The organism is Streptomyces lydicamycinicus (assembly GCF_000829715.2).
In the GTDB taxonomy this organism is placed as follows: domain Bacteria; phylum Actinomycetota; class Actinomycetes; order Streptomycetales; family Streptomycetaceae; genus Streptomyces; species Streptomyces lydicamycinicus.
The window spans coordinates 837426-851868 of the sequence record NZ_BBNO01000003.1 but is presented as its reverse complement, the minus strand read 5'-3'; the positions used below and the strand labels follow the sequence as shown (position 1 = coordinate 851868).

Below are 14443 nucleotides of genomic sequence, written 5' to 3'. Positions count from 1 at the left end.
GAAATCCCAAAGCCATGGGCTGGCCAGTGAAGAAGCAGATGGAGATGGCGCCAGCTGGTACACGAACTATGTGCTGGCGGGGCCACTCCGGTCCCTGATGTGCAACTGCAACAGAGCCGGTTTGAATTTCACTGAGACCGAGAGGCAAAAGGTTCACGAAGCAAACGTCGCGAAGAATGTCGGCGAGTACAGGTGTGACGTCTGTGGGCAGAAGGTGGAACGGCGGGATCGCGAGACACCGATGGAACCCCCATCCCGGGAAGGCTCGACGATTCCCGGATCGATCATATAGCGCCGAGGGCCGGCGCGGCGGGCGCGGTGGCGCACATAACGGTGCCGTGGCCTGCCGCCGATGCAACAGGGATAAGTCCACGAAGACCTCGAACCCTAGCGGGGGTGAGTCGGTGCCGGCGGGTAAGCCTGAGAGGCTGCACAAGGTAGCCTTCGACCTCCCTGACAAGATTGCCGATTGGACCCACGCCTCTTCGGAGCGGCTCTGGACTGGGAAGACATCCGTGCAGATGGAGGTTCAAGTTCGGAACACTCCCTTCTACGTGAAGGGAATCGCCTTCGGAGACATTGTGCGAGTCAGACCTGATCACGAGCGCAGAGAGTTCGTGTCGGAGGCCGGGCACTCGACGGTTCGAATCATCATTAAAGGTGAGGACGCGAGGGACACGGTTGAAGCCATGCTCCGCAGCTTTGATTGTTCCTGGGAGATTGATACGACGGGGCAGTTGTGGGCAATCGACGTGCCGCCACACGTTGACTATTCATCCATGAGGACTGCTCTCCTTCGTGTTGCCGATGAAGGGAAAATTGGCATCGAAGAGGATGCTCTGGCGAGGGCTTATCATGATGGGCTCACTTTGTCCGATTCCGATCGTTAAGCGAGTTCGCCAGAAGCCGCGCCGGATTTCATTCCGGCGGGACTTCTGGCGTGTTTGACGGCAACGGTGACGGCAATGTCAGCGGACACCCACTGCGGGCGGGTCGTCAGTGCTGTCGTCGACCGAGCTGAGGGCATCGTTCAGCGTCGAGGCTTGGCATTGAAGGCGGAGTCGGACGTGAGCGCAGACGCCGGCGGTTACGCCGATGTGGGCATAGCCGAGGAGTTCCTTGATGACGACGAGATCGACGCCTTGTTCCAGGATCAGGGTTGCGATCGAGTGGAGGACGCCCGGAGCCATGAACGGAAGCAACGGGATCTGGGAGCTCAACATCGACGCAAACTCGAACAGAATTGCCCACTTCCCCTCCAAGAGCACGAAAGGTTAGTCATCTAAGTGATGTTTTCCATCCGAGAAGGATCTCCCCTTGAGGGTGTACTCACATACGATGATTCCGAGTACGGATTCTCCTTAGTGCGCAGAGCTCAACATTGCTGAGTGAGAGGCTTGACTCAGAGGGGATTACGAGCGTACTGATCGGCGCGCTGCAACTCGAGGTCGACGTTGAATCTCGAGACGTGCTGTTCGCCTGGGGATATTTCCCGAACGTCCGGGGTAAGGTGGCCGAGTTTTCATCTGGATGGGTCGCCATTCGCCTGAAGGATTCTGACGACGCCGATTTCGTTCAGATCGCCAGTGGCCTTGTCCTGGGTATCGATACCGGTAATCTGGTTTCTGTCTGGATTGGACCTGTTTTTCAGGGTGACAGACGATGAAGCAGATAGGGAAGCGATAGATTCGATAGCGCTAGCAAAAATGAAGCCCCGCCAGATGCGCCCTGGCGGGGCTTACCTGGTGGGAGGTCGTCGGCGATCCGCACGTTGGGCCATTCACAGCTTTTGGCTTTGTGCGCCGTCGAGACGGTCACGTGCGCCTGGTCTTCGTGAGTGAGCTGGTTGAACGACGGCGAGAATGGCTGTGCCGTGCTTGTCGGCGAGATTGACCAGCGGTTGCAGGTCGCGCCCTGATGGGGCGTAAGAGGTTCGTAGTCCTGCAAGTCGCCCCACGAGGTGAACAGTACGAGTTCGGTATGACTGGTTCGGCGGCCTTTCTGCAGGCGAGCAGCTAAGGCCCGGGCGCGCAGGCTCTCGCCTCACCCGACGAGGGCGAACGCGGTCTTTCAGCGGCCGGTAGTTGGACGACTTCGGTGATGGCACCGACGTCCGTGCGGCGCAAGACAGCGTCCGGGCAGCAGACCAGGCCGAGTTCGGTAACGACCGGTTCGCTGGGCCATGCAGGTGGATCGGTGCGCCGGAGATGGCAGACCAGCGGTTGGCTTCGTGAGCGAGGAGGGGAATCACCTCGGCACAGCGCGCATCGGCCACCCCTCGTGCGCTGCACATCGCACCGCCAGGCTTCATGAATGCACCTGAGGTCCAAACTGACCTGGAACGTAGGGTGGCGCTCACGGTGGAACACACCGTGGAACAAACGGTGGTACCCACGGAGGCACGGTCCAGGGCTGCTCCGAGCGGCACCGACCGATACGACGGGCTGGCCAGAGGCCGCTGCCACACGAAGCAGCGGAGTCCGTCTCAGCGCACTCCACCGCCGACTCCTCGCCGACGTCCTCGCCATCGGTACCCCCTACCCTTGGTCGGCCACGCACGTTCAGGCCCTACACGTGATCGAAAAGCCCCGGACTGAATGCAGTCCGAGGCAGGTTGGAGCCAGCCGCCTTTGTTGAGGCTGATACCCCTACCGTCTTCGCTACGGCGGTGCGCCATCGTCCTGGCAGCTGGGTGGGCGGTGCTGGAGGGAACGGAGCGGGCGCCCCGGCTGCTGCGGTAGGGGCCAGGCGGGTATGCGCCCGGCGCGCTGGGCTGCCGGTAGGGACCAGAAATGCTGCGGCACAAAGCCACCGGGGACGCCCGGCCCACCGGGACCGCCATAACCGCCAATACCAACCAGAGGCGGCCCGATACGGCGCTTCTTCTTCACGGCCACCAGGACAACAAACAGGATGACGAGGAGAAGGCCGACCACACCACCGACGATGCCGATGATGGCGCCCTTGGTGCCCTTCTCAGCGCCCCCGGCCTTGCTCTTGGCTGGCGTCTTGGGCGAGGCGTCACTGAGGGCAGGCAGTGGCCCGTTCCTTGAGCCTGTCGGAATGTCCGCGGTCAGCCTTGAACGGCCTGATGAAGACTTAGCCGTAATGGGGATCGGGAAGCTTCCTGCCCTCCGTCTTATCCGGCAGACCGGCGGTCGGCCCGGAGTGGAATCGCCCGTGGCCGCTGGACTGGCAGCGGCATTACCGCGTCCTCGCCGTCCTCACACTGCCGGCCATCGAACCCGGGTGCTGTTCGAGGCCGCCGACAGCAGCACCACACACCTGGGCACAGCTGTCAGACCAGCAGCAGGAACGGCTGACCGGGCGGCTCGGCGTACAGCCGCTTGAAGCGCCGTCTCCCGCCCCCGCGCCAAGAGGCAGCGCCACGCACTCGGGGAGCTAGGTATCGACTGGCCATAGCCGTAGCGACGGCGGGGCGAGGCTGCCGGTCACCCAGCAGATCACCGCTCCGTGTCGGCCCGGGCTCGATCGGACGGTGGCTTTTACGCCGCAACAGCTGGGCAGGTTGGGCCGCGCCCGCGTTGCTCCGGACGGACAGATAATCTGGGCCCGTCAGCAAAGATCGTATAAGGGTGACGCACATGGCAGACATCATGGAGACGGCAGCGCGCAAGGTCTTTGAGCGCTACGACATCGACGGGGACGGCCTGGTCACTGCGGACGAATACCGCAAGGTCGTGGCGGAGTTGGAGGGTTCGGAGATCAGCGAGGCGCAGGCGCAGGAGCTGATCGACTCGCTCGACACGAACGGCGATCGCCAGATGTCCTTCGAGGAGTTCTGGGCCGCCATGAAGGGATGACGTGGCCAGGTCCGGCACGTGAGCGGGCGGCAGGCAGGGGCCCCTTCCCGTCATGGCGTGGCTCGTGGACGGCTCAAAGCGAGGCTGTGCCCGTACAAGAGCCCTGGCCTGGGCAAGACTGCGTGGGTCAGGAGAACGGCTGGGCCGTGTACGGGAGGAGCAGCGTACGGGCCGCCATGACGTGCGCCGGTGCCGCATGCGGGCTGTCGGCGTTGCAACGGCTCTGGTGTCGAGTCGGAACCCTGGGCTGCCCGTAGTCGCGGAGGGTGGTTGACTGGCCGGACACGGCAGTGCGCGCGGGCCCCGGGCCGTCATGAGCCCGGGGTCTGGTATGGCTGCGAGCCAATGGACGGGCCATGCGGACCGTGTAGCCGTCGGCGGCTATCAGCGGCACGGTGCGCGGTGGGGCCGGGCCCTTGCCAGGGCAATGCCGGTCACGGGCTCGCGGTGCGCGGGGATGTACACCCCAAGCCGGCGTCACCGGCAACGAGCCAGGCCCGGCCCACGGCCCGGGTCGGTCGCAACTCACGGCGACCGAGCGGACCTCCCACCAGTCGGACGAGCACAGTGATACCTCCGTCCGGCCGGACTTTTGTGCCTCCCCCGTAGCGGGACTCGGCAGCAGCTGGACAAGCCCGGATCGCAGGGCGAGTGGACTTTCGGCCGCGAGCAGGCCCTCTCTCACTGTGTACCAGCGAGGCTCGGCCGCTGCCGCCGCACGCGGAGCTCGGCGTCCGGGTCTTTCGCTGGTACGCCACGGGCGAACTCGACCACGACAGCACGTCGACGCCGCCACCTCGCTCGGGCACGACATCGAGCTGCCCGCTTTCTGGATAGAAGTGGTCGACAGGGCGCGCGACGCGCCGGTTCAACCACATCTGGTTCGACGGCCCCCCGGCGACTTCTCATGGGGAACAGCCCGCGCTGGGGTCATCCCGTAGGTTCAGTTCCCGCACATCGAGCCACGGCCAAAGCGCTGCGCGCAGCCGCGCTCGACCACCACTCGCGCAGCACGACAGCAGGCTCCACGCGCTCGCCGACCCGACCGGCGTTCCGTATTGATGGCTGGGCCCGTCAAGTTCCGTGCTGTGAGGACGTTGAGGGCGACGACGGCCTGCGGCCTGCGGTTGCAAGGGCTCTGGGACAGCGACAGGCAGCGCACTGCCCTCCGTGGGCGTGGGTGTTCGGCGCCGAGACGCCCAGGAATCTGGAGGGGGCGGCCTGGCCGTCGTGACGCACCGTCGCCCAGCGCGTGGCGGAAGCTGGCCTACCAGGTGGCGCGAATGCCGCAGGGAGAACCACTACGTCTTCCGCCCGATGGTCCGCCGTGGTGAGCCTGAAGCGACCGGACAATGCGCGGGCGTACCTACCGAAGGCGAACGAGTATGTCATCGGCCCCCTGGCCGTCCACGACACCAACCAGCACCACCGCTGGAATCGGATCGACGGTCCGCGCTACGGCGACCGGGACACGACAGCCTGCGCCCGCGCATCACCTGGTCTGGGTGGCGGACATCTACCGCCGCTACGACCTCGGCAACACGCTCCTGCGGGCCCTCGCCGGCGACTTCGGGTGCCAGGTCACCAATGCGTGCCAGGCCAAGGCTGGTCTGTGACGCGGCCCGGCGCCTGGCACGCCGGCTCTCCTTGAGGGCATGGGGGCAGCGGACCCATCGACAGGCCTTCGTGCAGCCATCCCACCTCGTCTTCAAGATCGATTGTCAGTGGTGGGTGCGAAGGTAGGAGCATCGAATCGGAACGAGGGGGAGCAGTCATGTCCGGAACCCAGAACTACATCAATCACGTTGCTCTGGTGCTGGATGCCAGTTCGTCCATGTCACACCTGAGCCGCAAGGTCGTCGAAGTCGCCGACCAGCAAATTGCCTATCTGGCCCGCCGGTCGAAGGAACTGGACCAGGAGACCCGCGTGACGGTGTACGTCTTCGCGGACAAGGTGGAGTGCGTCATCTACGACAAGGACGTGCTGCGCATGCCGTCTTTGAAGCAGCTCTACCGGGTCGGTGGAATGACGGCTTTGCTGGCGGCCACGCTGAAGTCGCAGCGGGAGCTGGCGCAGACCGCTCAACTCTACGGTGACCACAGCTTCCTGACGTTCGTTCTGACCGATGGACAGGAGAACGCAAGTCATCGCTGCCTGGATGCCCCTGCCAAGGATCCGCGTGAACTGGTGCAGGCCGTGTCCCAGATGATCGCGACGCAGAAGGACAACTGGACGCTGGCCGTCCTTGTGCCGGACCAGATGGGCAAGCGCGAGGCCATGCAGTGCGGCTTCCCGAAGGACAACATCGCCATCTGGGACGCCACGAGCACGCAGGGTCTGGAGGAGGCCGGGCAGGTCATCCAGCAGGCAACCGAAAACTTTATGATGGGCCGTGCCCAGGGCATCCGGGGGTCGCGCGCCGTGTTCTCCACGGGCGCCGAAGCGGTCAACAAGGACACCATAAAGGCAGCAGGCCTCACCCCGGTGGACCCGTCGGAATACCAGCTGATTCCGGTGGCTCGCGATGCGGTGATCCGGGAGTGGGTCACCGAATGCGGACACACCTACCGAACCGGTTGTGCGTTCTATCAGCTGAGCAAGTCGGAGAAGATCCAGGCACGGAAGCAGATTGCTGTGCTGGAGAAGAAAACGGACCGGGTGTACACCGGGCCGCAGGCCCGGGCCCTCCTCGGCCTGCCCGACCAGGAAGTCCGCATCAAGCCGGACCACAACGACGACTTCACGATCTTCGTGCAGAGCACCAGCGTGAACCGAAAGCTGGTACCGCACACGCGTCTACTGCTCATGATCTGAGGCCATGAATGCCCCGCCGGCCGGCCGGCGGGGCATTCTTCGCGTTCAACACACCGCGGAGCCGCCGCACCGACTGCTCGGGCAGGGCGACGCGAACCCCGCGGTCAAGCCGGCCTGCACCTCAACCGACGCACCGTCCGCCAACAGCCTCCGTCCGCCCCCTCCCCCGCGTTACGAGCCGGCCGCAACGAGATCGCCCAAGTCGTCGCCCGAGGTACGGTCTTGAGGTGATCTACCTGATTGGTGGCCCGCCGCGAGTGGGCAAGAGCACCCTCGCGTGGATGCTGCTGGACCGGGCGGGCCTGCCGGGGTGCCCGACTGATGCTCTGGTGTCGATGCTTCAGCGCGCTGCGCCCGAGCACGGTGTACGGCACGGTACGCATCCGGACAAGGCAGTGCCCGCCCAGCCGTTTCTCATCGAGTTCATCCGGGCATCTGCGGAGGCTCTCGATGACTCCGATCCCGAAGACGGCTATGTGATCGAGGGCGACATCGTCACACCGGCCGCCGCCACGGCCGCTGCCGGTCTCGGGTTGCCTCTGGCCTCCGTCTTCCTCGGAAATGCGAAGCTGACTCCCGAACACCTGCGGACCGCCCCGGACTGGCTCGAGGGAGCCGACGACACCACCTACCGCGAGATCGCCACGTGGGTCAGGGACCAGAGCACTGCCCTGCGGGAAGCGTGTGCGGTCAGCGGCCATGTCTACATCGAGTTGGGGACCGGCGACACGCAGGGCCTCGAGCGGGCGTACTCCACACTGGTTGAGTGGACCTGACCGGCAGGCGGCACCTCCCGCGATGAATTGCCGGAGTCGTCTCAGGGCTTCGCACTCGGCAGGGATCGCAGGCGCGGCATCCAGGCAGTCGGTGCAGGGGCCTGGCTCCAGCTCCGGCTGAGCGCGCACCCCGAATGTCCCCGGTCGTGGGGTGTCGCCGAATCCTGTTGCGGCCTACCGCTCCAGTGCGCTTCGTAGGCCCATGCGCAGCCCAGCGGGGCCCGGCGGACGCCATGATGCACGCGGCGGAGGCGAACGGGGCGCACAGCGGGAAGCGGGCGAAAGCACGTTGCGGGAACCGCCCGGAACCCCCGGTATCGCCCAGCCCGGAACCGACCGGATTCACGCAGCCGGAGCCGACCGCAGCGCAGCCGCCCCAACGCGCACAGCGGGAAGTCAGCCGGGGCACAGGGCGTCCAGGCAGCCCCCGGTGGCGCGCAAAGGAAGCCCCGACCGTCGCATCAACCGGGGAGGGCAGCGCAGGTCCGCTGAGCCACCGGGGTGGCGCCGTCGCCCTGCTCGGCTGCCTGCTGAACCCCGGCGCGCCCTCCGCCCCCGGCAAGCCGGCCAACAGGTCCTGCGAATCACCCGGCAAGCGGCAACGAGACCGGCACTGCCCACCCCGATTCCTAGGATGCTGCCGTGGCCCCGGAGTGCTTCTTGATGAGCTCGTAAGAACGGATGCGGTCAGCGAGGTCGTAGACAGGTGTGGTCAGCATCAGTTCGTCTGCCCCGGTCTCGCCGGCCAGTTCCGTGAGCCGGCGTATGACGGTTTCCGGCGTCCCGACGGCCTGTTGTGCACGGAAGCCGGCCAGTGCCCGTCGCTCCTCCTCCGTGAAGGCGTGGGCGGCCGCCTCCGCGGGCGTGGGGAAGGGGATCTCACTCAGCCCCTTCAGGAGCCCGGCCTTGACGACGTCCATCGGTCCGACGCGCCACGCCGCCTCTTCTGCCGTCTCGGCGCATACCGTCTCCACGCACAACAGCACCCGGGGCCGCTCGCACCAGCGCGACGGGGTGAACTTCGCCCGGTAACGCTCCAGCACCGCTTGGGTGTTGTCCGGCCGGATGTGGTGTGCGACGGCGACCGGCAGGCCCAGTCCCGCGGCGAGAGCGGCACCCGCGGGGCTGGAGGCCAGCAGCCACGGTTCCGGCAGCGGGCCGAGGGCGACCTCGTCGACCAGAAAGGACAGCGTCGCGGCCACGTCGTCCTCGTACTCCGCGTCCGTCGCCGGTCCGGCTCCGCGGCGCAGCGCCCGTGCGATGGACTCGTCGAAGGTGCCGGGGCCGCGGCCGATGCCCAGGTCGATACGGTCCGGGTGCAGGGCCGCGAGCGTTCCGAACTGCTCGGCCAGCGTGAGGGGTGCGTGGTTGGGGGCCAGCACGCCGCCCGAACCGAGACGGATCGCCGAGGTCGAAGCGGCAGCGTGCGCGGTCAGCACCACCGGCGGGAACGCGCCGATCGCCGGCGAGTGGTGATGCTCGGCGTACCAGATCCGGTGGTAGCCCAGCCGTTCCAGTCCCTGTGCGAACGCCGCGGTGTCTCGCAAGGTGTCCACGGCCCGGGCGCCTGTTTGGACCATCGCGACTTCGAGCGCCGAAAGAGGTATATCGAACATGTCGTCAGCATAGAGATCATGCAGGCGGTGAGGGGTGCTGATCTTGCTTTCGGGGCCCCCGGGCAGCGGCGACCGGACCTGGGCGGCCGCGCGAGCCAGGTCGGTTCGTACGGCCGCCCGCGCGCGGCACCGGCACAGGTGCCTTCGGGTCGCCGTGGCCCGGGAGGTCAGTGCCTGAGGTAGTAGCGGGTGAGTCGTGAACGGGCGTCCTTCGCGGTCAGGCCGAGCGCCTGGCCGATCGCTTCCCACGAGTCTTCATCCGCCTCAGCAGCGCAGGCGGCGTCGCGGCCGACACGGCCGGTGGTGCGCTCCAGTGACGCCACAGCCTTCAGCGCGGCCAGCGGCGCCTGGTCGGCCAGAGCCGTCAGCTGGTCGTCCAACCGGTCCAGCAGATCCGCCACTTCAGTGGGCAGCGGCACCGAACGTGACTCCACCTCGTCGATGTGCGCCTGCCAGTCCTCGTACGGGCCCGGAGGGTCGAAGTCGTAGTAGCGGCGGTCGTTCATCTGGTCCCAGTCGATCGGGTAGTGGCGCGCGCCGCGCCAGCCGCACGAGCACGCTCCCCGCATGTGGTCCGCCCGCTGTCTGCCCAGCCGGCCGTTGTAGGCCCACCACTGCTTGGTCTGGTGCACATGGCTGCCGCTGCCGGCGTCCAGATAGACCGGTCCGGGCTCGCTGCCGTCGGCGAGAACCGCCCCCGCCATGCCTTCATGGGAAGCCCCGAACTCCTCGCTCTGCCACTCCATGTGTCTCCTTCACGCACCGTTGCGGCATATGCCACTGCGAGGATGCCCGAGCCGGACAGCCGGCAATCGGCACCTCACAATCGGACATGCATGTGTGGACTTCCGCTGTCACTGTGGGGGCCGGGAGCCGCCCAAAGGCATGAGTACGGGGGGGGAACTTGGCGTGTGCCGGGACATCGGCGTCAACGCCGGGCCAGCGGAACAGGGCGAGCGTTGGCCCGCCGGAGCAGAGGGAGCAGGGACGCCGAGCGGAGCTTGCTGAGGTGCCGGGACGAGCGGCCGGTGCCCCGGAAACAGTCGAGGGCGGGGACGAGGACGAGCGGGTTGCACTGCGGCCCCACGAGCCCTGTATGATCATGATGCAACTCCGGCGCACCACTCGGAGTCACGCGTCTGTGGTCCAAGGAAAGACGCCCACCAGCCGGTGGGAAATGCAGGTGCAAGGCCTGCCGGGCGCTCCACGCACAAGGGCCCCTGCCTCGGGTGAGGCAGGGGCCCTTCGTCATTCAGCCGGCCCCATCGCCACTCAGACCCCTCGGGTGAGCCAGGGCCGGACAACCGTGCGGGCGGAACGGCCGCGAGCACCACCCCGTCACAGAGCGCCCGCCCCCGGCGGCGATCCCTGGCGCGGCCGGGCCAGGAGGTCCTGTTGCGGTAGCGGCCGGTGCAGCGCGAGGAGGGCCTGATCGTCCTGGGGCGCACCACCGCTGTGGCGGCTGACGTCGCGGGCCAGGAGGTCGAGGACCGTCGACGGCTCCGGGAAATGGCTCGTCTGGCGAAGGTAGGACTGCACCATGCGCGGGACCCGGTCCGCCGGGTCGTAGAAGACACCGGCCGGATCGCGCGCCTCGGTGACACCGTCGGTGAAGCACAGCAGCATCGCCCCGGGCGGGAACGGGTGCGTCTCCACCGGGGAGGCCCAGGCGTCCAGGCCGGAGATGCCCAGGGGCGGCGCCTCCTCCGCCGGCTCCAGCACGCGCGCCCGGCCGTCCGCGTGCAACAGCACAGGGGCGGGATGACCACGGTTGACGATATGGACCTGGCTCAGATCGTCGGCGAACTGCACGATCAGGGCAGTGGTGAACCCCTCCGTCGCATCCAGGCCCTCCCGGCGCTGGCTCTCACGCAAAAGGGCCTCTTCCATGCACGCCACCAGCGCGGGCAGGTCAGGCTCATGATCGGCCGCGTAGCGGAAGACACCGATGTCAACGCTGACGGCCGTGACGGCGGACAGGCCCTTCCCCCGCACATCGCCGACCATGGCGCGCACCCCGAACGGGGTCTCCTGCATCACGTAGAGATCGCCGCCGATCAGCGCCATGTCCTCGGCCGGCACATAGCGGGCGGCGATCCGCAGATCCCCCAGCCGGCTGGGAGGACTGGGCAGCACGGCCCGCTGAGCCATCTCCGCCGCGTACCGCGCCCGGCTGGCACTCGCATGCTGCAAACGCAGCGAACGGTTCAAACCGACCGCCAGCGCGGTAACGGACGCCAGCGTGATCTGCACGGCGACGTCGCCCTGCCAGTCGTACGAACCGTTCAGGAAAGCCAGCCCCGCCTGCACCACCATCGCCGAGAGTCCGACACCGACAACCCCCGCCGGCCCGAACAACGAAACCGCCGTCACCGGCGCCACGGCCAGCAGTGGAGCGGACGACACCGAGGTAGGCGTCAGCAGATTCACCAACGCCGCAAGAGCGATCACCAAGGCCGGAACCCAACGGCGCACCCGTGACCACACCGGCAACACCCTCATCAGACCATGATGCCTCTCGGTGTGCCCGTGACGACGGACATGTCCGCGACGACACCGCCGCCGCAGCCAAACAGCCGACATCGCACGGGGTGATCCAGGGCAGCGGCTTCGAGGAATGATCGCGGCGCCGAACCGAGATCGTTTTGGCGTGTGGCCCTCTTGCTACTGCTCAGGGCGCTTCCCGACGGTGGGGTCACGAGGGTCGGCTTCGTGGGCTTCGGGCGCATCGCGGGTGCCCTGGGCGTCGTGGGCGGCGGGGGTCTCTACGTCCTCGACGCCGGCCGCGGTGATGTCATCGACGACGAGGCCGGTGAGCACCCTGCGCATCGTCCGCTCGAAGAGCCGCTGGGGATCCTCTGCGGGGGCCGTCCCGGGGTGCTCGGCCATGGCAGCCGCGACATGGGGATGATCTCCCTGGGAGGCTGTCTGACTCAGGTAGGCGGCCTGCGCCGCCTGGCGGTCGGTGGTCGCGCGGCTGCCCTGGATTTCCGCCCGGGCGAACTGCGCGACCAGGGCACTCATGAGGGCGACGATTTCCATCTTGGCCGGGCCCGGCAGCCGTACGGACGCCATCGCCCGCAGCGCGTATTCGAGGTAGTCCACGCCCCGCGGCCCCAGCCGCAGAGGTTCCGGCGGGATGTCGGGGAGCCAGGGGTGCCGCAGATGGACGGCCTTGGCCCGGGCCGCCAGGGCGACCAGGTCCGCAACGGGATCACCGTGGAGCGGGACGTCGAGGTCGATCTCTCCCGCCACCGCATCCGTCATCAGGTCGAGCAGGTCGTCACGACCGGAGACATAGCGGTAGAGGGAGGCCTGGCCGGTGCCCAGTTCCTTGGCCACCTGGCGCATGGACACCGCCGACAGGCCGCCCCGGTCCGCCAGCTCGACGGCGACCGCGGTCAGGTCCGCGCGGCTGTGTGCGGGCAGGCGGCCGCGGGCACCGCGTTCGGCCCTCGTCCAGACCGTCACCGGTTCCTGAGCCACTCGCCCACCTGCCCTCTCCCGTTCCCCTGGCGTCTCCCCTACCCTAAACTGCGAACACCGGTCGCAATTAATGTCAGTCGCAGTTATGGGAGGTACGTATGTCCCCGACCCCGGGAAACCTGTGGAGCCCCGTCCGCTGGGCCGAGAACGGCGCGGTGCGGCTGGCTTTCGATGCGCTGACCGAAGGGGCCGAGGGTGAGCCGCTTCTGCTGGCCACGGGTCTGGGCGTCAACCGTTTGTGGATTCCGGACGGGCTGTGCCGGGTGCTGGCCGCGCGGGGCTTCGCGGTGGCCCGGTACGACCAGCGCGACAGCGGGGAGTCGACCCACCTGCCGCCCGCCCCCGCCCGCACCCCGATCTCCGCACTCTTCGCCAAGCGCGAGACGGCGTACACGGCCGAGGACATGGCAGATGACGCCGTCGCCGTCATGGACGCCCTCGGGTGGCGGTCGGCGCATCTGCTGGGCGTCTCCCTCGGCGGAGCCGTCGCCCAACGCGTGGCGCTGCGGCACCCGGGCCGGGTCCGCACCCTCACCTCCATGGCCGCCGTCCCCGGAGACGTCTCGGGCCTGCGGACCATGCGATACATCCGCATGCGGACCCTGGCGAAGTTCGCCCGCCTGAGGTTTCCCGACACCCCCGACGGGGCCGTCGCGGCCGGTGTCGCCGTCTCCCGGCTCCTCGCCTCGCCCCACCGCACCTTCGACGAGCGAGCCGCCCGGGAGGCCGCCGAGCGCAACGCCGACCGCGGTATGCACGACCAGCAGGCGCAGAGCCGCCAGATCGGCGCCCAGTGGCACGGACCGCCGATCAGCGCCGTCACCCGGCCCACGCTCGTCCTCCACGGGGAGGACGACCCCCTCATCAAGCCCAGCGCCGGCAGGGCGATCGCCGCACGGATCCGTGACTCGCGCCTCGTGCTCCTGCCACGCGTCGGCCACGAATTCCCCGCCTGCGCGTGGGACCGCGTCGCCACCGAAATCCGCGGACTGGCCACCGACTCCGCATCAACCGACTCCACCTCTCGGCAGCTGCCCTCGTCAGCAGGCGACTGACGGCATACGGTCCGCGCTGCGGTGCTGCGGCGCTGCGATGCTGCGGGAATGCCGGATCGCCGGCTCCCCGCATTTGGGACGCCACCGTTCCCGGGGAGTTCCCGTTCCCGGGGAGCGCCCGTTCCCCGACGGCCAGGTCCTGACCTCCTCCCTCCTGGGCAGGCAGGCTGCGGACTGCGGGCCGGAATTGAATGGCACGGGTGAGGTGGTGCCTCTACGCTCGCGGCCGTGACCACAGACAACACCGATGCAGAGGCGACGCCTGGCGCAGGAGTGACGATCCGTCAGGAGTGCGGTGACGACCATCCGGCGGTGCACGCGCTCCACTTGGCCGCGTTCGAGGGCGAGGAGCGGGTGCCGGCCCTCGCGGACGCCCTTCGGAGTGCGCGAGCACCCCTGACGCCGGTGTCGTTCGTCGCCACGGTCGACGAGCAGGTGGTGGGGCACGTGCTGCTGAGCGCCGGCCGGCTGGACGCGCCACGGCGGATTGTGGACGTCCTGGTGCTGTCACCGCTGGGAGTGCTCCCGCAGTTCCAGGATCAGGGGATCGGCACCCGGCTCATCGAGCACGCCCTCGCAGCGGCCGAAGACCGGCACGTGCCCCTGGTCTTCCTCGAAGGCTCGCCGCACTACTACGCACAGCGCGGCTTCGAACGCGCCGACACCCTCGGCTTCCGCTCACCGTCGCTGCGCATCCCGCCTCCCGCGTTCCAAGTCGTCCGGCTGGCAGCGCACGAACCCTGGATGACCGGCACCCTCGTCTACTCCGACACCTTCTGGGCGCTGGATTGTGTAGGCCTACGCGACACGGAAGAGTCCACCGGCTGAAGCACGCCGCGGACTCCGCCGTCTCTTGAGCCCCGGTAAATGC

At 67.8% G+C, this 14443-nt stretch carries 10 protein-coding genes and 2 pseudogenes; 7 read left to right on the top strand and 5 right to left on the bottom strand.

What is annotated here, in order from left to right:
* The first annotated feature begins 404 nt into the window (after positions 1-404).
* Complete coding sequence (locus TU31_RS12730) at positions 405-890, top strand: DUF4265 domain-containing protein (RefSeq protein ID WP_042153476.1); 486 nt, start codon at positions 405-407, stop codon at positions 888-890.
* A 78-nt stretch (positions 891-968) separates the two neighbouring features.
* On the opposite strand, the pseudogene TU31_RS12725 reads toward TU31_RS12730, so the two are convergent.
* Positions 969-1172, bottom strand: a pseudogene (locus TU31_RS12725) (site-specific integrase); the annotation flags it as partial.
* A 296-nt stretch (positions 1173-1468) separates the two neighbouring features.
* Here TU31_RS12725 and TU31_RS38535 point away from each other — a divergent pair.
* The 4 genes from TU31_RS38535 (at position 1469) to TU31_RS12705 (ending at position 7415) form a co-directional block, all read left to right on the top strand.
* On the top strand, positions 1469-1666 hold the full coding sequence (locus TU31_RS38535) for a hypothetical protein (protein WP_158894404.1): 198 nt from the start codon (positions 1469-1471) through the stop codon (positions 1664-1666).
* A 1939-nt stretch (positions 1667-3605) separates the two neighbouring features.
* Positions 3606-3824 (top strand): EF-hand domain-containing protein, encoded by a 219-nt coding sequence (locus TU31_RS12715; protein ID WP_042153911.1) that lies wholly within the window; start codon positions 3606-3608, stop codon positions 3822-3824.
* A 1774-nt stretch (positions 3825-5598) separates the two neighbouring features.
* A complete protein-coding gene (locus tag TU31_RS12710; RefSeq protein WP_042153472.1) occupies positions 5599-6639 on the top strand; it encodes a vWA domain-containing protein in 1041 nt (346 codons plus the stop codon).
* A 227-nt stretch (positions 6640-6866) separates the two neighbouring features.
* The gene (locus tag TU31_RS12705; protein WP_158894401.1) at positions 6867-7415 is read left to right on the top strand and encodes a hypothetical protein; all 549 of its coding nucleotides are present in this window, start codon (positions 6867-6869) and stop codon (positions 7413-7415) included.
* Positions 7416-8044: 629 nt separating this feature from the next.
* Here the strand turns inward: TU31_RS12705 and TU31_RS12700 are convergent.
* The 4 genes and pseudogenes from TU31_RS12700 to TU31_RS12685 all read right to left on the bottom strand — a co-directional run.
* Entirely contained in the window at positions 8045-9031 is a 987-nt protein-coding gene (locus tag TU31_RS12700; protein WP_042153467.1) for an MsnO8 family LLM class oxidoreductase, read from the bottom strand.
* 167 nt (positions 9032-9198) lie between these two features.
* Positions 9199-9777, bottom strand: a complete 579-nt coding sequence (locus tag TU31_RS12695; protein ID WP_042153465.1) for a hypothetical protein — start codon at positions 9775-9777, stop codon at positions 9199-9201.
* 592 nt (positions 9778-10369) lie between these two features.
* Positions 10370-11482 carry a PP2C family protein-serine/threonine phosphatase gene (locus tag TU31_RS12690; protein ID WP_306304258.1) on the bottom strand — a complete coding sequence of 371 codons (1113 nt, stop codon included), beginning with the start codon at positions 11480-11482 and terminating at the stop codon, positions 10370-10372.
* 318 nt (positions 11483-11800) lie between these two features.
* Positions 11801-12517 (bottom strand): annotated as a pseudogene (locus TU31_RS12685) (TetR/AcrR family transcriptional regulator); the annotation flags it as partial.
* 98 nt (positions 12518-12615) lie between these two features.
* Between TU31_RS12685 and TU31_RS12680 the strand changes: the two are divergent.
* The gene (locus TU31_RS12680; protein ID WP_042153462.1) at positions 12616-13572 is read left to right on the top strand and encodes an alpha/beta fold hydrolase; all 957 of its coding nucleotides are present in this window, start codon (positions 12616-12618) and stop codon (positions 13570-13572) included.
* Between the two features lie 228 nt (positions 13573-13800).
* Entirely contained in the window at positions 13801-14400 is a 600-nt protein-coding gene (locus TU31_RS12675; RefSeq protein ID WP_245698514.1) for a GNAT family N-acetyltransferase, read from the top strand.
* The last annotated feature ends 43 nt before the right edge of the window (positions 14401-14443 follow it).